The following is a 23,902-nucleotide window of genomic DNA, read 5'->3' as shown; positions in this document are numbered from 1 at the left end:
GCCGGTGCATAAATCCGGTGGTTACAGAAGTATTCGGTGGAGCGGTAGTTCAGTCGGTTAGAATACCTGCCTGTCACGCAGGGGGTCGCGGGTTCGAGTCCCGTCCGTTCCGCCACTTATTAAAAAATTAAGCCTGCTGATTAAGCAGGCTTAATGATAAGAAACTTTAGGGGCGTAGCTCAGTTGGTAGAGCACCGGTCTCCAAAACCGGGTGTCGCGAGTTCGAGTCTCTCCGCCCCTGCCATATATAATCCTTTGCTCAGGCAAAGGATTTTTTTTGCTTTCAATTTCCCCCCAATCGTCCTCCATCCCTGGAGGAGTGCGTTTATCCCAATATATTGTGCTTCAGGATCTCCCGAATCTGCGCTTGTTTATCGCTGTTCTGTAGCCAAATCGCATAGAGAGGCCTTGAAAGAGTCGCACTGTCGGTAACCGTATGCAGATTATTTTTCCCCTGTGCCCAGAGCACGGGCAGCCATGTACAGCCCTTAAGCGCGCTGAGCTGTTGGTAAGCTAACTCGGCAGAACTGGTGGTCAGCAGAGGAATATCATCATTTCCGATCAATCCCGCTTCGTTTTGTTGGAAATCGGGCCCCCATTCCAGGCGTAAATAATTCAATTCATTTGTGTATTTAGCCGGAGAGGCACAATAAAGCGCCAGGGTAAAATTACCCAGCAACTGGCTGCTTAGTTCATCCATCTTCGGCGATTCTGTCGTGATCAAGAGATCAAGCTGACGTTCGTGCAGCTGTTTGACCAGCGATTGCCGCTGCGCAATCCGCGCCTCAAACTGTAGGTTATAGGGCTCTGTATAGAGCTTTCCCAGCCATCCATTAAGCAGGCATTCCCACAGAGAAGCGCTGGCACCGATCGAAAATTCATTATGGCGGGAAGCATTCGCGACCTCCTTGCGCGCAGCTTGCCAGGTATTCATCAGGGTTTCGGCGTAGGGTAGCAGTTTCTCTCCGGCTGAGGTCAGACGGATATTATTACGATGACGGGTAAAAAGATTTACCCCCAGCTGGTTCTCCAGCTGACGAATACGAAAGCTAACTGCTGACTGCGTCAGATAAAGCGCCTCTGCGGCTCGGCCAAAGTGGCGAGTTCTGCTCACCTCAAGGAAAGTCTTGAGCAATTCCGTATCCACACTCTTCTCCGCAAAATTATTTGTCGTGATGATTTAAATGTTTTGTTTGACGCTCTGTCAAGCGTAACTAATACTCCGCGCCATAATTAGCTCGGCCAAAGAATCAGGAGCGTGTAGGATGGCGGAAAGCTTTACGACAACTAATCGTTTTTTCGACAATAAAAATTATCCGCGCGGGTTTTCCCGTCATGGAGATTTCACCATCAAAGAGGCGCAACTGCTGGAACGTCATGGTTATGCCTTTAATGAACTCGAACTAGGTAAACGCGAGCCTGTCACCGACGATGAAAAACAGTTTGTTTCGGTATGCCGTGGTGAACGTGAGCCCGCAACGGAAGCAGAACGCGTCTGGATTAAGTACATGGCGCGCATTAAGCGTCCGAAGCGTTTCCATACCCTGTCCGGCGGCAAGCCGCAGGTGGAAGGTACGGAAGATTACACAGAAAGCGATGATTAAGAAAAAGGGCGTAAGCCCTTTTTTTACGCCATCATTTTTTGTAGATGGCTCAACATTCTGTCTATTGCCCGATAGCCGAGAGCCTCCTGCAAATGATGGCGTTCGATGCGTTCGACAGCCTCAATATCGGCAATAGTTCGGGACACTTTAATCAGGCGCTGCCAGGCGCGGATTGAAAGCCCGAGCTGTATTAGCGTCTGCTCCAGCCAGACAGCATCATCTTTATGAAGCCGGCAGCAGATTTTCATCTCATCATTTCCCAGATGCGCGTTAAGTTTTTTCTGCCGCGATAGCTGCCTTTCGCGTGCGGCCAGAACACGTTGGCGTACGCAGGCGCTACTTTCCTCTTCGTTTGTTCCCTGGCTGAGCACCCCCGGCGGCGGAAGTGGGATCTCCAGGGAGAGATCGAATCGGTCAAGAAACGGGCCGGATAAACGACCCAGGTAGCGTAGCGTCTGTTCCGGTGAAGCGCGATTATGCTGGCCCTGATAGTGTCCTGTCGGGCTGGGATTCATCGCTGCAATAAGCTGGAAACGGGCTGGATAATCGATTTTGGCGCGCGTGCGTGAGATATGGATAACCCCTGACTCAATGGGTTCGCGTAACGCATCCAGCACCCTGCGTTCGAATTCAGGCAGCTCATCCAGGAACAGGACTCCGTTATGGGCAAGGGAGATCTCTCCCGGTGCCGGAATTGAGCCTCCGCCCACCATAGCCGCCAGGGAGGCGCTATGATGCGGGGCACGAAAGGGCCTGCGGCGCCAATTTTTCATGACATGCCTGGAATCGACCAGGCTAAGTATTGCCGCGCTTTCCAGCGCTTCCTGATTACTCAGCGGCGGCAGTAGTCCCGGTAATCGACTGGCGAGCATCGTTTTTCCTGTGCCGGGCGGGCCTATCATCAGCAGGTTGTGACCACCTGCAGCGATGATTTCCAGCGCTCGTTTCCCCTGCCGTTGGCCAATAACATCACGCAGATCAACCGATGTTTCATCCGAATATTCCCCTTCTGGAAGGGGGTTAGCCAGGGCATGTCGACCTTCGAGAAAAGCGCAGACTTCCTGGAGATCGGTGGCGATAAGGCAGTCACTGCCGCCGATTAACCCCACCTCTGGAGAATTCTCATTAGAGATAACAATCTTCCGCCCCGCTTTTATGGCCTCCATGGCGCTGGATATGGCCCCAGGAACGCCACGCAGAGCGCCTGTAAGCGCCAGCTCGCCGACAAACTCATATTGATTTAGCCTAGGGGCCTTTAGCTGCTCTGAGGCCACCAGAAGCGCGAGAGCGATAGGTAAATCATATCTTCCCCCTTCTTTTGGCAGATCGGCCGGGGCCAGATTGATGGTGATTTTTTTCGCCGGATAAGCGTAGCCGCTGTTGATAATCGCACTACGTACCCGGTCACGCGCTTCTCTAACCGTTGTTTCAGGCAGTCCTACCATTGTCAGGCCTGGGAGCCCGTTGCTGATATGAACTTCAACCGTGATAAGCGGGGCACCGATCCCGAGAGCGGCGCGGGTGTAAACAATGGCGAGTGACATAACACCTCCTGAGAACCAGGATTATGTCGGCGATTTGCTGTTGAGTAATTCGGCAATATTAAATTCTGCATGCTTGCTCCCAGCCAATTTCCCGGCAATTTCCGCTTTGCACTGATGTTGGATGCCGGCTCGTAAAATGCTGTCATCAGGCAACAAGATGAAAAAGTGCTGTGGAGCACGCCACAAATTGAAATATTTTCATTTCATATTTTTCCCATTAAAAACAATTGTTTTTTCTTAAATGGTTAGCAAGGTAAGTAATGAGGTCATAAAAAATCTTGTGTTTAACACGAAGTCTGTGGTACCTCTTTAGGTATTCCTTCGAACATGAAGCCAGAAAGAACATAAAATGACAGCCCTTCTACGAGTGATTAGCCTGGTCGTGATTAGCGTGGTGGTGATTATTATCCCACCGTGCGGGGCTGCACTTGGACGAGGAAAGGCTTAAAAAACAAGCCTTAACGAACTAAGACCCCCGCACCGAAAGGTCCGGGGGTTTTTTTATAACTTAAAAACAGAAAAGAGGAGCAGACGATGGCTGGTAGCATAAAATTCTGTTTCTCTCGATCTACGACGGGGAAGTAACTATGAATGGGGCGCGGTGGGTAGTACATGCTTTGCGAGCACAGGGAGTCGATACCGTTTTTGGCTATCCGGGTGGAGCAATTATGCCGGTTTACGATGCATTGTATGACGGCGGCGTGGAACACCTACTGTGCCGGCATGAACAGGGCGCGGCTATGGCGGCTATCGGCTATGCCAGGGCTACCGGCAAAACCGGGGTGTGTATCGCCACTTCGGGGCCTGGCGCAACCAACCTGATCACCGGCCTCGCCGACGCGCTGCTTGATTCCGTTCCCGTTGTTGCTATCACCGGCCAGGTTGCTGCCCCGTTCATTGGTACTGATGCATTCCAGGAAGTGGATGTTCTCGGATTATCGCTGGCATGCACTAAGCATAGTTTTCTGGTGCAGTCGCTGGAAGAGCTGCCGCGTGTCATTGCTGAAGCTTTCCACGTGGCAAACTCCGGGCGTCCCGGTCCCGTGCTGGTCGATATCCCAAAAGACATCCAGCTGGCTCAGGGCGATCTCGATCCGCATTTTTCCATGGTAGCCGACGACGTTGATTTTCCATATGCGGATATCGAATACGCTTTGCAGATGCTGGCTCAGTCGCAGAAGCCGATGTTATACGTTGGTGGCGGCGTGGGGATGGCGCAGGCGGTACCGGCGCTGCGCGAATTTCTTGCCGTTACGCAAATGCCCGTGACGTCCACCCTGAAAGGGCTGGGAGCGGTAGCGGCGGATTATCCCTACTATCTGGGCATGCTGGGGATGCACGGTACTAAAGCGGCCAACCTTGCAGTACAGGAATGTGACCTGCTGATCGCGGTAGGCGCCCGTTTTGACGATCGCGTCACCGGCAAGCTGAATACGTTTGCCCCGCACGCCAAAGTCATCCATATGGATATCGATCCGGCTGAACTGAACAAGCTCCGTCAGGCACATATCGGCCTGACCGGTGATTTGAATGTGATGCTGCCCGCGCTGCAGCAGCCGCTGTCTATCGACGCCTGGCGCCAACGTAATGCGCAGCTGCGCGCCGAGCATGCCTGGCGCTACGACCATCCGGGAGACGCTATCTATGCCCCGCTGCTGCTGAAGCAGCTTTCCGATCGCAAACCCGCAGACTGCGTCGTGACAACCGATGTGGGCCAGCATCAGATGTGGTCAGCGCAGCATATGACCTATACGCGCCCGGAGAATTTCATCACTTCCAGCGGATTAGGCACTATGGGTTTCGGCTTGCCCGCAGCGGTAGGCGCGCAGGTGGCCCGTCCAGACGATACGGTTATCTGTATCTCCGGTGACGGCTCCTTCATGATGAACGTGCAGGAGCTGGGCACCGTAAAACGCAAGCAGCTGCCGCTGAAGATAGTCTTACTGGACAACCAGCGTTTAGGAATGGTTCGACAATGGCAACAGCTGTTTTTTCAGGAACGTTATAGCGAAACCACCCTTACCGATAACCCCGATTTCCTTACTCTGGCCAGCGCCTTCGGCATCCCTGGTCAACACATCACCCGTAAAGACCAGGTTGAAGCGGCACTCGACACCATGCTTTCGAGCCAGGGGCCTTACCTGCTTCATGTCTCAATCGACGAACTTGAGAACGTCTGGCCGTTGGTGCCGCCCGGTGCCAGTAATGCAGAAATGCTGGAGAAATTATCATGATGCAACATCAGGTCGCCTTGCAGGCTCGCTCTAATCCAGAAACGTTAGAACGCGTGCTGCGCGTCGTGCGCCATCGCGGGTTCCAGATTTGCGCGATGAATATGGCAACCGCCGCCGATGCCCGGAATATTAATATTGAACTGACCGTTGCCAGCCAGCGGCCCGTCGAATTACTGTTTAGTCAATTAAGCAAACTGGTGGACGTCGCCTGCGTCGAGATCCAGCAACCTACATCACAACAAATTCGCGCCTGAGCGCAAAGGAAGAATAATGACGACGAAAAAAGCTGATTACATTTGGTTCAATGGCGAGATGGTTCCGTGGGGAGAGGCGAAGGTTCACGTGATGTCCCATGCGCTGCACTACGGGACTTCCGTATTTGAAGGCATCCGTTGCTACGACTCTCACAAGGGGCCGGTGGTGTTCCGTCACCGTGAACATATGCAGCGTCTGCATGACTCAGCCAAAATTTATCGTTTCCCGGTTTCTCAAAGCGTTGATGAGCTGATGGAAGCCTGCCGTGAAGTCATTCGTAAAAACAATCTGACCAGCGCCTATATTCGCCCGTTAGTTTTTGTCGGCGACGTGGGCATGGGCGTCAACCCGCCTCCGGGCTATAGCACTGACGTGATCATCGCGGCGTTCCCGTGGGGCGCCTACCTGGGTGCCGAAGCGCTGGATCAGGGGATCGATGCGATGGTTTCTTCCTGGAATCGCGCGGCGCCGAACACCATTCCGACCGCGGCCAAAGCCGGCGGTAACTATCTCTCTTCGCTGCTGGTCGGCAGCGAAGCGCGTCGTCATGGCTATCAGGAAGGTATCGCGCTGGATGTGAACGGCTACATCTCTGAAGGCGCCGGTGAAAACCTGTTTGAAGTGAAGGATGGCGTGCTGTTTACTCCGCCGTTCACCTCTTCCGCGCTGCCTGGCATCACCCGCGACGCTATCATCAAGCTGGCGAAAGATCTCGGCCTGGAAGTCCGCGAGCAGGTATTGTCCCGCGAGTCCCTGTACCTGGCCGACGAAGTGTTTATGTCCGGTACTGCCGCAGAGATCACGCCGGTACGCAGCGTTGATGGTATTCAGGTGGGCGAAGGCCGCTGCGGCCCGATCACCAAGCGCATTCAGCAAGCATTCTTTGGCCTCTTCACCGGTGAAACCGAGGATAAATGGGGCTGGTTGGATCAGGTTAATAACTAAGTATAAAAAGATGGGGCGGCACGCAACGCCCCATTTCACCGAAACTGGGAGTAACTAAAGCATGCCTAAGTACCGTTCCGCCACAACCACTCACGGCCGTAATATGGCGGGTGCCCGCGCGCTGTGGCGCGCCACTGGAATGACCGACGATGATTTCGGTAAGCCGATTATCGCCGTGGTGAACTCTTTCACCCAGTTCGTGCCGGGCCACGTTCACCTGCGCGATCTCGGCAAACTGGTTGCTGAGCAAATCGAAGCCGCTGGCGGCGTCGCCAAAGAATTCAACACCATTGCGGTGGATGATGGGATCGCGATGGGCCACGGGGGTATGCTTTATTCACTGCCATCCCGCGAACTGATCGCCGACTCGGTTGAGTATATGGTTAACGCCCACTGTGCTGATGCAATGGTCTGTATCTCCAACTGCGACAAAATCACCCCGGGGATGTTAATGGCGTCTCTGCGCCTGAATATTCCGGTCATTTTTGTTTCCGGCGGTCCGATGGAAGCCGGGAAAACTAAACTGTCCGATCAAATCATTAAACTCGACCTCGTTGACGCGATGATTCAGGGCGCTGACCCGAAAGTCTCCGACGATCAGAGTCATCAGGTTGAGCGTTCCGCCTGCCCGACGTGCGGCTCTTGTTCGGGAATGTTCACCGCGAACTCCATGAACTGCCTGACCGAAGCGCTGGGCCTGTCGCAGCCGGGCAACGGCTCGCTGCTAGCGACTCACGCCGATCGTAAACAGCTGTTCCTCAATGCGGGCTCACGTATCGTTGAGCTGACTAAACGCTATTACGAGCAGGACGATGCCTCTGCGCTGCCGCGTAATATCGCCAATAAGGCGGCGTTTGAAAACGCCATGACGCTGGATATCGCCATGGGCGGTTCCACCAATACCGTACTGCATCTGCTGGCGGCGGCGCAGGAAGCGGAAATCGACTTCACCATGAGCGATATCGATAAACTTTCCCGCAAAGTGCCGCAGCTGTGTAAGGTCGCGCCAAGTACGCAGAAATATCATATGGAAGACGTGCATCGCGCGGGCGGCGTATTGGGTATTTTAGGTGAACTGGATCGTGCCGGGCTGCTGAACCGCGATGTGAAAAACGTGCTTGGTTTGTCCCTGCCGCAGACGCTGGAGCAGTACGATATCACCGTCACGCAGGATGAAGCGGTTAAGAAGATGTTCCGCGCTGGCCCTGCGGGTATCCGCACAACGCAGGCTTTCTCTCAGAACTGCCGTTGGGACACCCTGGATGACGATCGCGCAGAAGGCTGTATCCGCTCGCTGGAACATGCTTACAGCAAGGACGGCGGTCTGGCGGTTCTGTACGGCAACTTTGCCGAGAACGGCTGTATCGTGAAAACCGCCGGCGTTGACGACAGCATCCTCAAATTTACCGGCCCGGCGAAGGTATACGAAAGCCAGGACGCGGCTGTGGATGCGATCCTCGGCGGCAAGGTGGTCGCCGGTGACGTAGTCGTCATCCGCTATGAAGGGCCGAAAGGCGGGCCGGGGATGCAGGAGATGCTCTACCCGACGACCTTCCTGAAATCAATGGGCCTGGGTAAAGCCTGTGCGCTGATTACCGACGGACGCTTCTCCGGCGGTACTTCAGGTCTCTCTATTGGTCATGTTTCTCCGGAAGCGGCCAGCGGTGGCAATATCGCGATCATTGAAGATGGCGACATGATTGCTATCGATATCCCGAACCGCGGTATTCAGCTGCAGCTAAGCGATGCCGAGATTGCGGCACGCCGCGAAGCTCAGGAAGCGCGCGGTGATAAAGCATGGACGCCGAAAGATCGCGAGCGTCAGGTTTCCTTTGCCCTTCGCGCCTATGCCAGCCTGGCAACCAGCGCCGACAAAGGCGCGGTGCGCGATAAATCGAAACTTGGGGGTTAATGATGGCCGAGTCTCAACCCCTGTCCGCCGCCCCCGAGGGGGCGGAATACCTCAGAGCGGTACTGCGCGCGCCGGTATACGAAGCCGCGCAGATCACGCCGCTGCAAAAAATGGAAAAGCTCTCGTCGCGCCTCGATAACGTTGTGCTGGTGAAGCGTGAAGACCGTCAGCCGGTGCACAGCTTTAAGCTGCGCGGAGCCTACGCGATGATGGCGGGCCTGACGGAAGAGCAAAAATCGCATGGCGTGATTACCGCTTCGGCGGGTAATCATGCGCAGGGCGTGGCTTTCTCGGCATCTCGCCTGGGCGTGAAGGCGCTCATCGTCATGCCAACCGCCACCGCGGATATCAAAGTTGATGCGGTGCGCGGCTTCGGCGGTGAAGTGCTGCTGCACGGCGCGAATTTCGATGAAGCCAAAGCCAAAGCCATCGAGCTGGCGCAGCAGCAGGGGTTCACCTGGGTTCCGCCCTTCGACCATCCGATGGTGATTGCCGGGCAGGGGACGCTGGCGCTGGAGCTGCTGCAGCAGGATGCCCATATCGATCGCGTATTTGTCCCGGTCGGCGGCGGCGGTCTCGCGGCCGGCGTGGCGGTGCTGATCAAACAGCTGATGCCGCAGATTAAAGTCATTGCGGTTGAGGCCGAGGATTCTGCCTGTCTGAAAGCCGCGCTGGATGCGGGTCATCCGGTCGATTTACCCCGCGTTGGGCTTTTTGCCGAAGGCGTGGCGGTGAAACGCATCGGCGATGAGACTTTCCGTCTCTGCCAGGAGTATCTCGACGACATCGTTACCGTCGATAGCGATGCCATCTGCGCGGCGATGAAAGACCTGTTTGAAGATGTGCGTGCGGTAGCAGAACCTTCCGGGGCGCTGGCGCTGGCGGGGATGAAAAAATATATCGCTCAGCATAATATTCGCGGCGAACGCCTGGCGCACGTACTTTCGGGCGCGAACGTCAACTTCCACGGCCTGCGCTACGTTTCCGAACGCTGCGAGCTGGGGGAACAGCGCGAAGCGCTGCTGGCGGTCACCATTCCGGAAGAGAAGGGCAGCTTCCTCAAGTTCTGCCAGCTGCTGGGCGGCCGTTCGGTGACCGAGTTCAACTACCGCTTCGCGGATGCGAAAAATGCCTGCATTTTTGTCGGCGTGCGCCTGAGCCGGGGGCTGGAAGAGCGGAAAGAGATCCTCAACCTGCTGCACGACGGTGGCTACAGCGTAGTGGATCTCTCCGACGATGAAATGGCCAAGCTACACGTGCGCTACATGGTCGGCGGGCGTCCGTCTCAGCCGCTGCAGGAGCGTTTGTTCAGCTTCGAGTTTCCGGAATCGCCCGGCGCGCTGCTGAAGTTCCTGCATACGCTGGGCACCCACTGGAACATCTCTCTGTTCCACTATCGCAGTCACGGTACCGATTACGGCCGCGTGCTGGCGGCATTCGAACTGGGCGATCACGAGCCTGACTTCGAAACCCGCTTGCATGAGCTGGGCTACGATTGCCATGATGAGAGCAATAATCCAGCGTTCAGGTTCTTCCTCGCCGGTTAAGAAGCGCTGTGCTTGTCAGGCCTGTGGTCGGGCTGCAGGCCTGAGCAGGCCCGGCATTAGTGGCCAGGCAGCAAATTCCAGAACGCATTAATCAGCGGCTCATGCAGCCGCTTTTTTGGCGCGCAGACGCCCAGCTCAAACGGGGTTTTCTCGTCGCTACGCTCCAGAATCATCACGCGATTGCGCACTGGCTCAGGGCTGTTTTCCAGCACCACCTCCGGCAGCAGCGCGACGCCGCAGCCGAGCGCCACCATGGAGACCATGGCTTCATGCCCGCCCACCGTGGCGTAAATTGACGGATTACTGATTTTATGGCGGCGAAACCATAGCTCAATGCGGCGACGCACGGGCCCCTGGTCGGCCATAATAAAGGGTACCGTTGCCCAGTCAGGCTTCTCCACTGAGACCTGGTTACGAACCGGACAAGGCAGCGCCGGGGCGATCAGCACCACCGCCAGATTCTCCAGCATGGAAAAAGCCACCGCGCCGGGCAGCGTTTCCGGTTTCCCGGCAATCGCCAGATCGGCCTCACCCGTCACCACTTTTTCCATCGCATCAGCGGCATCGCCGGTGGTGAGCTTTATTTCCACCGAGGGATGCTCGGCGCGGAAACGATCGAGAATCGGCGGCAGATGACTGTAGGCGGCGGTCACCGAACAGAAGATATGCAGTTCGCCCGACAGCGACGGACCTTGCTGATCGATAGTGTGGCGCAGCTGCTGATACTGCAACAGCGTCTGCTGGGCAAAGGTGCGGAGCTCTTCTCCCGCTTCGGTAAGCGTTACCGTGCGGTTATCGCGGACAAACAGCGGCTGCCCGAGGTCTTCTTCCAGGCGCTGAATTTGTCGGGAAAGCGTGGAGGGGCTGACGTGCATCGCCCGCGCGCTGCGGCCAAAATGGCGGCTTTCAGCCAGATGCAGGAAGGTTTTCAGATCGCGTAAATCCACCGGCGGCACTCCACGATTTTACATTGCAGAAATTGCAACGTGACGTTGTGAATATATCAATTTCCGCAATAAATTTCCTGTTGTAATGTGGGTACATTCTCGCTGAAACGCGAACCGAACAAAATAAGACACACAACATCACGAGGTATCACCATGGCTAACTACTTTAATACACTGAACCTGCGCCAGCAGCTGGCGCAGCTGGGCAAATGTCGCTTTATGGGTCGCGACGAATTCGCCGATGGCGCAAGCTACCTTCAGGGTAAAAAAGTGGTCATCGTCGGCTGTGGCGCTCAGGGCCTGAACCAGGGTCTGAACATGCGCGACTCCGGTCTGGATATCTCCTACGCGCTGCGTAAAGAAGCGATTGCCGAAAAGCGCGCATCATGGCGCAAAGCAACCGAAAACGGCTTCAAGGTGGGTACCTACGAAGAGCTGATCCCGCAGGCCGATCTGGTGGTTAACCTGACGCCGGACAAACAGCACTCTGACGTTGTACGTTCCGTTCAGCCGCTGATGAAAGACGGCGCGGCGCTGGGCTACTCTCACGGCTTCAATATCGTGGAAGTTGGCGAGCAGATCCGTAAAGATATCACCGTCGTGATGGTGGCGCCGAAGTGCCCGGGTACCGAAGTACGTGAAGAGTACAAACGCGGTTTCGGCGTTCCGACCCTGATCGCGGTTCACCCGGAAAACGATCCGAAAGGCGAAGGTATGGCCATTGCTAAAGCCTGGGCTGCGGCGACCGGCGGCCACCGTGCGGGCGTGCTGGAATCGTCCTTCGTTGCCGAAGTGAAATCCGACCTGATGGGCGAGCAGACCATCCTCTGCGGTATGCTGCAGGCCGGTTCTCTGCTGTGCTTCGATAAGCTGGTGGAAGAGGGTACCGACCCGGCATACGCCGAAAAACTGATTCAGTTCGGCTGGGAAACCATCACCGAAGCGCTGAAGCAGGGCGGTATCACTCTGATGATGGATCGCCTGTCTAACCCGGCTAAGCTGCGTGCTTACGCGCTGTCCGAACAGCTGAAAGAGATTATGGCGCCGCTGTTCCAGAAGCATATGGATGACATCATCTCCGGTGAATTCTCCTCCGGCATGATGGCTGACTGGGCCAACGACGATAAAAAACTGCTGACCTGGCGTGAAGAGACCGGCAAAACCGCGTTCGAAACTGCACCGCAGTTTGAAGGTAAAATTGGCGAGCAGGAGTACTTCGATAAAGGCGTTCTGATGATCGCAATGGTGAAAGCGGGCGTTGAGCTGGCGTTTGAAACCATGGTGGATTCCGGCATCATCGAAGAGTCCGCTTACTACGAATCACTGCACGAGCTGCCGCTGATCGCCAACACCATCGCTCGTAAGCGTCTGTACGAAATGAACGTGGTTATCTCCGATACCGCTGAATACGGTAACTACCTGTTCTCTTACGCTTGCGTACCGCTGCTGAAAGAGTTCATGACCACCCTGCAGACCGGCGACCTGGGCAAAGCGATTGCCGAAGGCGCGGTAGACAACGCTCAGCTGCGCGACGTGAACGAAGCTATTCGCAGCCACGCTATCGAGCAGGTTGGTAAGAAACTGCGCGGCTATATGACCGACATGAAACGCATTGCGGTAGCGGGCTAATTCCCCGTCGTCTTTCAACTTGCAGATGCGTTGGCTGCGTTCGTACACCCCAGTCACATAGTTATCTATACTCCTGGGGCTGTACTCACTTGCCGCCTTCCTGCAAGCTGAAATCCTTAGGGGAAAGCTGTGAGATAAAAAACCGGTGCAAATAAGACACCGGTTTTTTTATTTGCGGTACAGCACCTTGATGATGTGATAACCAAACTGGGTGTGCAGCGGGCCGGTCGGCTCCAGCTCCGGGCAGGAGAAGACGACTTTATCAAACGCCGGCACCATCTGGCCCTGGCGGAATTCACCTAAATCGCCGCCGCGTTTGCCTGACGGGCAGATCGAGTGCTTCTTCGCCAGTTTGCCGAAATCGGCGCCGTTTTTAATTTGCTCCAGAAGATCCAGTGCCAGCTGCTCTTCTTTAACCAGAATATGCAGTGCTGCTGCCGTTTTTGCCATGATCGTACCTTGAGTGAGTGGGGGATAAACCAGGGCGCAATAGTAGCATGGGCTAGCGGCGATACAGCACCTTAATGATGTGGTAGCCGAACTTGGTTTTGACCGGTCCATATGGCTTTAGCAGCGGGCAGCTGAAGACCGCTTTATCGAACGGCCCGACCATAACGCCTTGATTAAACTCCCCGAGATCGCCGCCGTTGCGTCCGGATGGGCACTTTGAATAGCGCTTTGCCAGATGATCGAAGCTCACGCCACGTTCCAGTTTGGCGAGGATCTCTTGCGCCAGCTTCTCTTCTTTTACCAGGATATGCAGGGCTGCTGCGCTCTTTGCCATTATTTTGCTCTCATGTCTCAAAGATATCCCGTTACTTTACCATCCGCTTTGGTCGCGGACCTATACTCTTCGCCATCGCGGGACAGGTGTCTCGCCTGATAGACGGAAGCGGGAGATGGGCAACACTTTTCTTCGGCGTTTTCCTTCTGGCCGGGGACAGCCGTCCTGTCCTTATCGTCGTGGAGCGAGATAACATGGATACAATGAAAAAGCCTGAATTTTCAGTCGGCTGGCTTTCCGGGCTGAGCGAGATTGTGCGCGATCCGCTGCTCTATGAATTACTGAAATATTGTCCTCTGGAGATCATGCGGCGCTGGCGCTTCGAAGACATTCCGCGCGGTGATTTTATCTGCCGACAGGGGGAAGTGTGCCAGCGTTTTTCGCTGATTATCGCCGGTGAGGTAGACGTTTTCTATGAGGCTGAAGACGGGCGCCGCTACCGCCAGGCCCGCTACCGTAAAGGTGACATGGTGGGCGAACTCGAGATCTTTGAGTCGCGTCATTACATCTGCTCGGTGGTGGCGGTGGACCATGTGCAGCTCCTGAGCCTGTCGCAGGAACATTTCTGCCGCTGGCTGGCGCTGGATAACCACTTTAACCAGCGGATGCTGCGCTTCTTTAGCCAGCAATATTATCAGCTATCGAAAAAGGCCAGCAGCGACAATCTCTACTCGCTGCATCAGCGGGTGTGTCAGGCGCTATGGCTGCGTTATCAACAGGATGGCGCGAATGAAATCTTGCTGGATAAGCAGAATCTCAGTCAGGAGTTCGCGGCGACGACCCGCAGCATTAACCGTATTTTGCATGACCTGAAAGCGCTACAGATTATTGATACCGATGGTGAACGAATTGTGTTGTTAGCTCCTGAAAAACTGAAGCAGGAGGCTGATATCGGATAACCGCAAGAGTAAGGAGGCGGGAGAATGTCGCTGCAACCCCATATCCAGTTAAGCAAAGAGATGACCGGCGCGCGGTACGCGCTGCTGCCGGGCGACCCGCAGCGGGTCGACCGCATCGTCAATTTTCTTGATAATCCACAGCGGCTCGGTCAGAACCGGGAGTTTCGCGCCGCGCGCGGCTGGTATCAGGGCATCGAGATTTTGGTGCTCTCCACCGGCATCGGCGGACCCTCCACGGCGATCGCCATTGAAGAACTGCGCCAGATTGGCGTAACAACCCTGATTCGTATCGGCAGCTGCGGCGCATTGCAGGATAATCTTGCGCTCGGCGATGTGATTATCGCTCACGCTGCGGTGATGGATGATGGTACCAGCCGAACCTATGCGCCGGCGGGCTATCCGGCCTGCGCCGACCCGCTGCTGACCTGGGAACTGGTGGCGCAGGCGCGGCAAATGAACATCCCCGCCGCGTGCGGGCTGGTGCGCAGCCACGACAGTTTCTATACCGATCGTGAGGCGGAACTGGATGCGCAGTGGTCGGCGCGAGGCGTTCTGGGCGCGGATATGGAGAGCGCCGCTCTGATGACTATCGGCGCGCTGCGCGGCCTACGTACGGCATCATTACTCAACGTGGTTGTTGCCCACAACGGTTGCCTGGATAGCAGCATCAATGATTATGTCCAGCAGGAGGCGCTGTGCCAGCAGGGCGAAGAACGGCAAATTACCCTGGCGCTGCGCGCCATTTATTCCGCTAGCCAGCAAGGAGGTCTGTGATGGACTTTTTTAGCATTAACAATGTGATGGTCAACATTCCTCTCGGCGAAGGCGGCTATGCGCTATCGTGGATTGAGGCTATCGGTACCGTATTCGGCCTGCTGTGCATCTGGTGCGCCAGCCGGGAAAAAATCATCAACTATCTGTTTGGCCTGATTAACGTCACGCTGTTTGCGGCGATCTTTTTCCAGATCCAGCTCTATGCCAGCCTGCTGCTGCAGGTCTTTTTCTTCGCTGCTAATATTTACGGCTGGTACGCGTGGAGCCGGCAAAACGAGGCGCAGGAGGCCGCGCTCAAGGTACGCTGGCTTTCCCGTCAGCAAACGCTGGCGCTGGGCGGCGTCTGCGCGGTGGCGATTGTGCTGATGACGCTGTTTATCGATCCGGTGTTCGCGACGCTCACTCGTATCATGATTGCTCTGCTGCAAACGTTCGGTATGCAGGTCGCGATGCCCGACCTCCAGCCCGACGCCTTCCCGTTCTGGGATTCCACCATGCTGGTGTTGTCGATTGCCGCCATGGTGCTGATGACGCGTAAATTCGTCGAAAATTGGCTGCTGTGGGTGGTTATCGACGTGATTAGCGTGGTTATCTACGCGGTACAGGGCGTTTACGCCATGTCGCTTGAGTATGTCCTGCTGACGGCGATCGCGGTAATGGGCTCATACAGCTGGATCAAAAGCGCACAGCGTAACGGCTATACGCCGCTTGCCGCGGCCGCATCCTGATTGACCGATTTCCAGGCTGCCTGAATGGGCAGCCTGTTGCTCTCTGTGCCCCTCTTTCTGCTACAATCCCCACCCCGTTCGAAGATTGAGCAAAAGACTCCCATGCGTTTAAATCCTGGCCAACAACAAGCCGTCGAATTCGTTACCGGACCGTGCCTGGTGCTGGCGGGTGCCGGTTCCGGTAAGACCCGCGTGATTACCAATAAAATCGCCCACCTGATCCGCGGCTGCGGCTATCAGGCGCGTCATATCGCGGCGGTCACCTTTACCAACAAGGCGGCGCGCGAAATGAAAGAGCGCGTCGGGCAAACGCTGGGACGCAAAGAGGCGCGCGGCCTGATGATTTCCACCTTCCACACGCTGGGGCTGGATATCATCAAACGCGAATACGCCGCGTTAGGGATGAAATCAAACTTCTCGCTGTTCGACGATACCGACCAGGTGGCGCTGTTAAAAGAGCTCACCGAAGGGCTGATCGAAGACGATAAAGTGGTGCTTCAGCAGCTGATCTCGACGATCTCCAACTGGAAAAACGATCTGCAAACCCCTGCCCAGGCCGCCGCTGGGGCGAAAGGGGAGCGGGATCGGATCTTTGCTCACTGCTACGGGCTGTACGACGCGCACATGAAAGCCTGCAACGTACTCGACTTTGACGATCTGATCCTGCTGCCAACGCTGCTGCTGCAGCGCAACGAAGAGGTGCGGGAGCGCTGGCAGAATAAGATTCGCTATCTGCTGGTGGATGAATACCAGGACACCAACACCAGCCAGTACGAGCTGGTGAAACTGCTGGTGGGACAGCGGGCGCGCTTTACCGTGGTCGGCGATGACGATCAGTCGATCTACTCCTGGCGCGGCGCGCGGCCGCAGAACCTGGTCCTGCTAAGCCAGGATTTCCCGGCGCTGCAGGTGATCAAGCTGGAGCAAAACTACCGTTCTTCCGGGCGCATCCTGAAGGCGGCTAACATCCTGATTGCCAATAACCCACACGTTTTCGAGAAGCGTCTGTTTTCCGAACTGGGCTATGGCGTAGAGCTGAAGGTGCTCTCTGCCAATAACGAAGACCATGAGGCGGAGCGCGTTGCCGGTGAACTGATCGCGCATCACTTTATTAATAAAACCGCCTATAAGGACTACGCGATTCTGTATCGCGGCAACCATCAGTCGCGGGTTTTTGAAAAGATGCTGATGCAGAACCGCATCCCGTACAAAATTTCCGGCGGCACGTCGTTCTTTTCCCGCCCGGAAATTAAAGACCTGCTGGCCTATCTGCGCGTGCTGACTAATCCCGATGATGACAGCGCTTTCATGCGCATCGTTAATACGCCAAAGCGTGAAATCGGTTCGGCGACGTTGAAAAAGCTGGGTGAATGGGCGATGGGGCGCAATAAAAGCATGTTTACCGCCAGCTTCGATATGGGCCTGACCCAGACCCTGAACGGGCGCGGCTATGAGTCTTTGACCCGCTTTACCCACTGGCTGCGGGAGATCCAGCAGCTTTCAGAGCGTGAACCGATTGCCGCCGTCCGCGATCTGATCCGCGGCGTGGATTATGAATCCTGGCTCTATGAGACCTCGCCCAGCCCGAAAGCCGCCGAAATGCGGATGAAAAACGTCAATACGCTGTTCACGTGGATGACCGAAATGCTCGAAGGCAGCGAGATCGATGAACCGATGACGCTCACTCAGGTCGTTACCCGCTTTACCCTGCGCGATATGATGGAGCGCGGCGAGTCGGATGAGGAGACGGATCAGGTGCAGCTGATGACGCTTCACGCGTCAAAGGGGCTGGAATTCCCATATGTCTACCTGGTTGGTATGGAAGAGGGGCTGCTGCCGCACCAGAGCAGCATTGATGAAGACAACGTCGATGAAGAGCGCCGTCTTGCCTACGTAGGTATCACCCGCGCGCAGAAAGAGCTGACTTTTACCCTGTGCAAAGAGCGCCGTCAGTACGGCGAGCTGGTGCGACCGGAGCCGAGCCGTTTTCTGCTGGAACTGCCGCAGGACGACCTGATTTGGGAACAGGAGCGCAAAGTGATTTCGCCGGAAGAGCGCATGCATAAAGGCCAGGCGAACGTCGCCAACATCCGGGCGATGCTGGCGAAAGCGCGTAAATAGCGGCTAGCGGCTGTTTTGCTGTTGAATCTGGAACTGACGTAGCGCTTTGCGACCGGGTGCGCCGTCTGAACCGGGTTGACTGATGACAATGGCCGCCACTTCATTGCCCAGCCGCGTTGCCTGCTGCAAATCCATTCCACAGGCAAGCCCGGCGATCGTACCGGCACAGTGGCTGTCTCCTGCGGCAATCGTGTCGTGGACCTTCACGCGGCAGGCCGGAATATGCTGCGGTGCTGCGTCAGGTTCAACCACCCATGCGCCATCCTTATCAAACCGACAGATCGCCCGAATATGCCAGTCGCTGGCGAGCCGTGAGGCGGCATCAAGGGTCGCGCTATCCAAATCGTATAAACGCGCGCACAGCACGCTGAGTTCATCGCGATTCAGGGTGAGCAGGGGGCGTTTGCGCAGCAGCGCCTGGATAAAGTGAATATCCAGGTCGCACAGACGCGGGCCAAAATCGACGAACAGCGTTTTATCTTCCGTCTGGGCAAGGATCCACTGGCGCAGCGCTTCGCTGGCCAGTTCGTATCCCGAGACGTAAATAATCGCCTCCTTCGGCAGCGGTATTTGCGCTAATAGTTCATCAGTCCAGTGCTGTTCGCAGCCCTCAATGGTGATAAACGTCCGCTCTTTGCTGGCTTCGACAAGAGCCAGACACCAGCCGTTATCGTGGGTGGGATGGCGCAAGAGGACGGGCAAGTTTTCCAGCGCCATTTTTTGCGCAACGGCCTGCCCCCAATCGCCATTGCCTACCGGTATGGCGTTAATGGGAAACAGTTCGAGGCGCGAGAGCGCGCGGGCGACGTTGAACGCGCAGCCGCCAATCTGCCGTCCGCCGTCGCGGGCGGAGACATCGCTACCGCTTTGCGGCAGCGCATCGAGATGGAGAATAATGTCGCCAAAAGCGGCGCCGATAACCACGATCGGCCGCTGAGGCGATAGCAGGTCAGCGCTGATTGTCACGGCAGGCCCCCTTTCTCGTTCCGAAGGCGAGATACAGCGCCAGGCTCAGAATAAAAGAGACGAATAACCCGAGGCTGGAGTCCGCGAAAATACCGACCGCGAAAGGTCCGTCGATAAAACCGGTTTTAGAGACCATCAATCCTGCCAGCGCACCGACAATCCAGCAGCCCAGCGCGGTACGGTTTGCGCCGCTCTCCCTGAATAAATCAGCTTCAGGATATCCGGCACGGCGGCGCAGCCGATAAAAATCGACCATAAAGATGGCGGCCCAGGCGGCCAGAAATACGCCGCAGAAAATCAAAAACGCGATGAACGGCCCGAGAAAATCTTTCGAGACAAACAGCACGTAGAGGGCAATCCCCAGCACCAGCACGGCGTCGAGGGCCACGGCAGAACGCTGCTGTAGCTTAATCCCCATGCTTAACAGGTTAAGGCTGGCGGAATAGAGGCTCAACACGGCGATGGTCACGACCCCGGCGGTAGCCGCGGCCAGATAGGGGATAGCCATCCACGAAGGCAGCAGTTTACCGATCGCTGAAATGGGGTTCTCGCTGGAGGCCAGATCGGGGATCTGCGCGGTAAGCAGTATTCCGGTGAGCATCAGCAACAGAAGCGGGAGGGCGGCGCCGCTGACCACGGCGAGAAAAATAGGCTTTTCCCCGGAGTCAGGGCGCTGATCGCGGCTATAGTCGGCGCCGGCGATAGCTCAGCTGATGCCGGTGCCCGCGGCAATAATAGACACGGCCGGCAGAAAGCCGGTCAGCCAGCTGCCTGAAGGCAGCGCGAGGATGGCCTGCCAGTCCGCGGTGAAGAGTAAATAGATCACCACCAGCAGCGTCATGGCGCCAAAGATCCGGGTGATCCATTTTTGCATCATCAGCACGGCGTTTTGCCCGAGCACGCTGACCAGTACGGTCAGCCCGCCAAACAAGAAAAGCGACAGCGCGGTGGTGGTCAGACTCTCTTCAAAACCCATGGCGGCAAACAGCGCGACGAGGGTGAGCGTGCCGGTAATGATATTGACCGCTTCCCAGCCCATCAAATTCACCCAACAGAAGCTGGTGGGGGCGATATTACCGCGTTTGCCAAAAATGACGCGGGAGAGGGTTAGCGTCGTCGTACGACCAATTTTCCCGGCGATGCTGGTGATGCCGACCAGCGCAAAGGAGGCGACGCCCGCCACGGCGGCAAGAATCGCCTGCCAGAATGAGAGGCCGAACGACACAATCACCGCGCCGTAAACGACGCCAAGAATGCCAATATTCGCGGCGCACCAGACGAAAAACAGCTGGACCGGTTTCTGGGTCTGGTGGACCGGGGGGACCAGACCGATCCCTAATTCTGCCATTCCGGGATCTGCCGCCTGGATATTTCCATCGTATGAAGCTTTGCTGTCCATAGTGATACCCTCTGTGAATTATGCGAAGCGGTAGCCTGCAAGCCGCTGTGCGTAAGGCGCGAAGTCGATGCTGTTGGCCTGCTTAATCCGTTGTATATGTTCTTCAGGAAAAGCCTCTATGCCATGAAGCGCGCCGCAGATGGCGGTGGCCATCGCGCCAATGGTGTCGGTGTCGCCGCCTAAATTGGCTGCCAGCATAGCGCATTTCATAGGCTGCGTTTTTGCCAGCTCAACCAGAGCAATCGCTGCGGGGACGGACTCGATAATATCCATACCGGCGCCGATGTCCTCATAAATCCGTTCAATACCCGTCAGATGGTCAGTCTCCCCGGCGATCGTTTCCAGCGCCAGGTGGATACGGTTTCCCAGTAGTGGACTAAAAGTGGACTCATAATGGCGCTGCGTCTCATTGGCGAGCGACGCCAGCTCCGTTTTGATTAACGGCCATTCGGCCCCTTCAATGGCGCGGCCGATCGCCCAGGCAATGACCACCGCGCCGGCGATAGCGATGTCTGATTTATGCGTCGGCAGGCAGGATAGCCGCACTTGCTCAATGAAAAACGTTCTGTCCCCGGTGGGCAGTAGACAGCCCATCGGCGCCACGCGCATTGCCGCGCCGTTGGTTACGCCGTTGGCCGCGATCTCCTCCAGCGGCTGCCCCTGTTCAAGCGCGATCAGGGAAGCCTTCGAGGTCGGGCCAAGAATATTTTTTTCAAAGGCCTGACAGCGTCTGGCCCACAGCAGAATATGCCTGGCGATGACCAGTGGATCGGTCACGCCGTTGGTTTCATTCAGGGCATCCATGAGTGCGATGCACTGATGGGTATCATCGGTGAACTCAGCGGCGCGAAATTCGCAGGCCGCAATATTCTCTTTCGGTCCGGGGAGGAAGCGCTCAATCCAGCCAAAATGGTTAATAATTCGGCGCTTAGGCCACAGTTCGGAAGGCATACCCATCGCATCACCGATGGCTTGCCCATAAAGGCAGCCGAGGATGCGGTTTTCGGTGGTATAGGTAGGGTGAATAGCAGACATCATCGGCTCCCTGGAAGAAATGAATAAAAGTTATACTAAAAGTAGATCCAGATTAAGTCAAGTTAAAGTCCTTTGTGGCCATGCTGTGATCGAAGACGCATTCTGAAAGAAAAGTGAGAAGCTAAAAAAGGGTGGGGAGACGTTATGAGGGGGCTATTGATTCCAGTATGGATCCACTATGATAAATCCACTGCCACTGAATTCCGGAAGACTACGACATTATGCCGCAATCGCTGCTTGAGTATATAAAAGGGCGTCTGAATGCAGAGGCTCCCGCGCCGCTTTATATTCAACTTAAACAAGCTATTGAAGCGGCAATGACCGAGCGGTTGCTGACGCACGGCAGCATCCTGCCTTCCGAACGCAAAATGTCGCAGACGCTTGAGCTATCGCGCGTGACGGTCGTGAAGGCGCTTGATGCGCTGCTGGAGGCCGGGCTGGTTATTAAACGCCACGGAAAAGGGACTGAGGTGAATCTGCCGGTAAGCTATAACCTTGCCAGCGGCGGATTTTCTGCCCAGCTACAAAATTCAGGCACGGTGTCCAACCGATGGCTGGTGAGGGAAAAGCTGGCGGCGGATGATTTTCTGGCCCGTGAGCTGGAGATCGCGGTCGGCGATCGGGTGGCGAAAATCAAACGCGTCCGTCTGGTCGATGCCCTCCCGGTGTCTATCGAAACCATGTTTATCCCCGAGCGTTTCTTACCCCGCCCGGATCTACTTGAAGGTTCGCTGTACGCGCACTGGGCGGAAAATGATATTTATCCCGATCTTCAGGATTACTCACTGACGGTGCATATTCCTTCGGCGGAAGAGCTGAATTTGCTCGACCTGCCGCAAGGCGTGCCATTGATGAAAATTACGCTGAAAAGCCGCAATGCTCAGGGAGAGGTGCTTGAGTACGGAACCGCATTCTGCCTGAGCAATTACTTTAATTTTGATTTCAGAGTGAAGCTGCAATAAGCGCTTTGGCATGGCCGGTGTATAAAACCCGCCATCGCTTTATGCGAGAGCGGATCGTAGCCGACTACTGCTCGTTAAGCCGCAGCGGCCAGTGAACGTAGCTCTGCCACTGGCACTCCTGTTCGACCATTTCCCGGCCCAGCGGATGATTCTCCAGCCAGCCCTGCGGCAGCGTTAACGTCAAATTTTCATCTTCGGCAGCCAGCGTAAGCATCGGCAGCAGATCGTCGCGTCGGCGGCTGGCAAACAGAATCGCCAGACGCAGCAGACGGCACATATGCTCCGCGACTCTCGGAGGCACCGCGTTTTGTTGATGAATGGATGAAAGGTCGACGGCGTTGGTTTGGTTTAACAGCAGCGTCGCCAGCAGCTTCTTTTGTGCGGGGGTAAAGCCGGGCAGGTCAAGATTGCGCACCAGCCAGGCGGCGTGCAGGGGGGCCTGCTTGTACTCCACGCTCAGACCAATTTCATGCAGCTGGCAGGCACTTTGCAGCAAATCGAAGCATAGTGGCTCAATTTCCCAGCTGTTTTCCACCTGATGAACGAAATGGGCGGCCAGTTGGGCAACGCGCTGTGCCTGTTCGGTATCAACCAGAAACCGGCGCTGAATATTGCGTAAGGTACGACTGCGAATATCCTGATCGATTGACAGGTGCAGCATGCCGTAGACCAGACCTTCACGCAGCGCGCCGCCGGCGAGCGTCATACACTGAATATTCAGCTCGCTGAAGATGGCCATAAGAATCGCCAGCCCGCTGGGAAAGACGAGCGCCCGTTCAAGCGTCAGGCCTTCGATCTCCAGCTCTTCCAGACGACCGCACTGAATCGCGCGCTGTTTGAGCTGCTGTAGCTTGGCTAAGGTGATGCGTTCATCCATCCCTTGCGCCATCATGATTTCCTGTAACGCCTGAACCGTACCGGATGCCCCGACGCACACTTTCCAGCCGTGATAGCGCAGCACATCGGCGACGGGACGCAAAACTTCACGCGCTGCGGTTTCGGCCTGGTCAAAGTTCTCTTTGGTCAGGCTGCGATCGGCAAAGTAGCGTTCCAGCCAGGTCACGCAGCCCATGGACAGGCTGAAAAGCGAGGTGGTTTGCGCGCCGGTACCGGTAACCAGTTCGGTGCTGGCGCCGCCAATATCCACAACCAGACGCTGATCTGCGCCGCCTGTTGTATGCGCAACGCCCTGATAAATGAGGCGCGCTTCCTCTTCACCGCTGATAACCTGAACCGCACAGCCGAGGATTTCCCGCGCTTTCTCCAGAAACTCACCGGCGTTAACCGCCAGGCGCAGCGTCGCTGTGGCGACCACGCGGATTTGCGTCGGGGGGATATCCTGCAAACGCTCGGCAAACAGGCGTAAACATTGCCAGCCGCGCTCCATGGCTTCTGCCGAGAGCGTATTGTCGCCGCTGAGGCCAGCGGCCAGACGGACCTTGCGTTTGATACGACTCAGGGTCTGGATGCTTCCGGCAACCTCGCGTACAACCAACATATGAAAGCTATTGGAGCCAAGATCGATAGCGGCATAGAGCGAGGTGGAGCTCATACACTTCATCCTTCAAGTTGCCTCTGTGTTGGCTGCGTTCTCTTACCCGAATCACTTACCAGCGT

At 56.1% G+C, this 23,902-nt stretch carries 21 protein-coding genes, 2 tRNA genes and 1 pseudogene; 15 read left to right on the top strand and 9 right to left on the bottom strand.

Annotated elements, in window-relative coordinates; genetic code table 11:
• Positions 1–38: 38 nt before the first annotated feature.
• Positions 39–115, top strand: a tRNA-Asp gene (locus FQK12_RS14430).
• A gap of 53 nt (positions 116–168) precedes the next feature.
• Positions 169–244, top strand: a tRNA-Trp gene (locus FQK12_RS14425).
• An 81-nt stretch (positions 245–325) separates the two neighbouring features.
• Here FQK12_RS14425 and hdfR read toward each other — a convergent pair.
• Complete coding sequence (gene hdfR / locus FQK12_RS14420; RefSeq protein ID WP_004097454.1) at positions 326–1,147, bottom strand: HTH-type transcriptional regulator HdfR; 822 nt, start codon at positions 1,145–1,147, stop codon at positions 326–328.
• A gap of 118 nt (positions 1,148–1,265) precedes the next feature.
• Here hdfR and FQK12_RS14415 point away from each other — a divergent pair, with 118 nt between their 5' ends.
• Positions 1,266–1,604 carry a DUF413 domain-containing protein gene (locus FQK12_RS14415; RefSeq protein WP_004097464.1) on the top strand — a complete coding sequence of 113 codons (339 nt, stop codon included), beginning with the start codon at positions 1,266–1,268 and terminating at the stop codon, positions 1,602–1,604.
• A 23-nt stretch (positions 1,605–1,627) separates the two neighbouring features.
• Here FQK12_RS14415 and FQK12_RS14410 read toward each other — a convergent pair whose 3' ends face one another.
• Entirely contained in the window at positions 1,628–3,148 is a 1,521-nt protein-coding gene (locus tag FQK12_RS14410) for a YifB family Mg chelatase-like AAA ATPase (protein ID WP_014227444.1), read from the bottom strand.
• 349 nt (positions 3,149–3,497) lie between these two features.
• On the opposite strand from FQK12_RS14410, the gene ilvL reads away from it, so the two are divergent.
• The 6 genes from ilvL (at position 3,498) to ilvA (ending at position 10,041) form a co-directional block, all read left to right on the top strand.
• Positions 3,498–3,596, top strand: coding sequence for an ilv operon leader peptide (gene ilvL / locus FQK12_RS14405; protein ID WP_001311244.1), 99 nt, complete (start codon positions 3,498–3,500; stop codon positions 3,594–3,596).
• Positions 3,597–3,735: 139 nt separating this feature from the next.
• Positions 3,736–5,382, top strand: coding sequence for an acetolactate synthase 2 catalytic subunit (ilvG, locus tag FQK12_RS14400; RefSeq protein ID WP_014227445.1), 1,647 nt, complete (start codon positions 3,736–3,738; stop codon positions 5,380–5,382).
• Complete coding sequence (gene ilvM, locus FQK12_RS14395) at positions 5,379–5,636, top strand: acetolactate synthase 2 small subunit (protein WP_004097471.1); 258 nt, start codon at positions 5,379–5,381, stop codon at positions 5,634–5,636. The genes ilvG and ilvM overlap by 4 nt, the downstream gene beginning before the upstream one ends.
• A 16-nt stretch (positions 5,637–5,652) precedes the next feature.
• Positions 5,653–6,582, top strand: a complete 930-nt coding sequence (locus tag FQK12_RS14390) for a branched-chain amino acid transaminase (RefSeq protein ID WP_014227446.1) — start codon at positions 5,653–5,655, stop codon at positions 6,580–6,582.
• A 61-nt stretch (positions 6,583–6,643) separates the two neighbouring features.
• The gene (gene ilvD, locus FQK12_RS14385; RefSeq protein WP_014227447.1) at positions 6,644–8,494 is read left to right on the top strand and encodes a dihydroxy-acid dehydratase; all 1,851 of its coding nucleotides are present in this window, start codon (positions 6,644–6,646) and stop codon (positions 8,492–8,494) included.
• 2 nt (positions 8,495–8,496) lie between these two features.
• On the top strand, positions 8,497–10,041 hold the full coding sequence (gene ilvA, locus FQK12_RS14380; protein ID WP_014227448.1) for a threonine ammonia-lyase, biosynthetic: 1,545 nt from the start codon (positions 8,497–8,499) through the stop codon (positions 10,039–10,041).
• 56 nt (positions 10,042–10,097) lie between these two features.
• On the opposite strand, the gene ilvY is transcribed toward ilvA, so the two are convergent.
• Positions 10,098–10,988: an HTH-type transcriptional activator IlvY gene (gene ilvY / locus FQK12_RS14375; protein ID WP_004097479.1), complete on the bottom strand. Its 891-nt coding sequence runs from the start codon at positions 10,986–10,988 to the stop codon at positions 10,098–10,100.
• A 153-nt stretch (positions 10,989–11,141) separates the two neighbouring features.
• Between ilvY and ilvC the strand changes: the two genes are divergently transcribed.
• Positions 11,142–12,617 (top strand): ketol-acid reductoisomerase, encoded by a 1,476-nt coding sequence (gene ilvC / locus FQK12_RS14370; protein ID WP_003018001.1) that lies wholly within the window; start codon positions 11,142–11,144, stop codon positions 12,615–12,617.
• Positions 12,618–12,785: 168 nt separating this feature from the next.
• Here ilvC and ppiC (FQK12_RS14365) read toward each other — a convergent pair whose 3' ends face one another.
• Entirely contained in the window at positions 12,786–13,067 is a 282-nt protein-coding gene (ppiC, locus tag FQK12_RS14365; protein ID WP_004127351.1) for a peptidylprolyl isomerase PpiC, read from the bottom strand.
• Positions 13,068–13,119: 52 nt separating this feature from the next.
• Entirely contained in the window at positions 13,120–13,401 is a 282-nt protein-coding gene (ppiC, locus tag FQK12_RS14360; protein ID WP_004127352.1) for a peptidylprolyl isomerase PpiC, read from the bottom strand.
• 194 nt (positions 13,402–13,595) lie between these two features.
• Here ppiC (FQK12_RS14360) and FQK12_RS14355 point away from each other — a divergent pair, with 194 nt between their 5' ends.
• The 4 genes from FQK12_RS14355 to rep all read left to right on the top strand — a co-directional run bounded on the left by FQK12_RS14355 (position 13,596) and on the right by rep (position 17,923).
• Positions 13,596–14,300, top strand: coding sequence for a Crp/Fnr family transcriptional regulator (locus FQK12_RS14355; RefSeq protein WP_004097483.1), 705 nt, complete (start codon positions 13,596–13,598; stop codon positions 14,298–14,300).
• 24 nt (positions 14,301–14,324) lie between these two features.
• Entirely contained in the window at positions 14,325–15,074 is a 750-nt protein-coding gene (locus tag FQK12_RS14350; protein WP_014227449.1) for a nucleoside phosphorylase, read from the top strand.
• Positions 15,074–15,802: a nicotinamide riboside transporter PnuC gene (pnuC, locus tag FQK12_RS14345; RefSeq protein WP_004097491.1), complete on the top strand. Its 729-nt coding sequence runs from the start codon at positions 15,074–15,076 to the stop codon at positions 15,800–15,802. Before FQK12_RS14350 ends, pnuC begins: the two co-directional genes overlap by 1 nt.
• Positions 15,803–15,904: 102 nt before the next feature.
• Positions 15,905–17,923, top strand: a complete 2,019-nt coding sequence (gene rep, locus FQK12_RS14340; protein WP_014227450.1) for a DNA helicase Rep — start codon at positions 15,905–15,907, stop codon at positions 17,921–17,923.
• Between the two features lie 3 nt (positions 17,924–17,926).
• Here the strand turns inward: rep and FQK12_RS14335 are convergent, their stop codons facing one another.
• The 3 genes and pseudogenes from FQK12_RS14335 to FQK12_RS14325 all read right to left on the bottom strand — a co-directional run bounded on the left by FQK12_RS14335 (position 17,927) and on the right by FQK12_RS14325 (position 21,323).
• Positions 17,927–18,889: a PfkB family carbohydrate kinase gene (locus FQK12_RS14335; protein ID WP_014227451.1), complete on the bottom strand. Its 963-nt coding sequence runs from the start codon at positions 18,887–18,889 to the stop codon at positions 17,927–17,929.
• Positions 18,873–20,288: pseudogene (locus tag FQK12_RS14330) on the bottom strand (purine-cytosine permease family protein). The gene FQK12_RS14335 and the pseudogene FQK12_RS14330 overlap by 17 nt, the downstream one beginning before the upstream one ends.
• 18 nt (positions 20,289–20,306) lie before the next feature.
• A complete protein-coding gene (locus tag FQK12_RS14325; protein WP_014227452.1) occupies positions 20,307–21,323 on the bottom strand; it encodes an ADP-ribosylglycohydrolase family protein in 1,017 nt (338 codons plus the stop codon).
• 221 nt (positions 21,324–21,544) lie between these two features.
• On the opposite strand from FQK12_RS14325, the gene FQK12_RS14320 reads away from it, so the two are divergent.
• A complete protein-coding gene (locus FQK12_RS14320) occupies positions 21,545–22,285 on the top strand; it encodes a GntR family transcriptional regulator (protein WP_004097500.1) in 741 nt (246 codons plus the stop codon).
• Positions 22,286–22,349: 64 nt separating this feature from the next.
• Here the strand turns inward: FQK12_RS14320 and gppA are convergent, their stop codons facing one another.
• Positions 22,350–23,846, bottom strand: coding sequence for a guanosine-5'-triphosphate,3'-diphosphate diphosphatase (gene gppA, locus FQK12_RS14315; RefSeq protein ID WP_160743202.1), 1,497 nt, complete (start codon positions 23,844–23,846; stop codon positions 22,350–22,352).
• Positions 23,847–23,902: the final 56 nt, after the last annotated feature.

This window comes from Klebsiella sp. ME-303 (genome assembly GCF_007910085.1).
Lineage (GTDB): Bacteria > Pseudomonadota > Gammaproteobacteria > Enterobacterales > Enterobacteriaceae > Klebsiella > Klebsiella michiganensis.
Note: the sequence above shows the minus strand (reverse complement) of the source record. Positions and strands in the feature narration are given on the sequence as shown.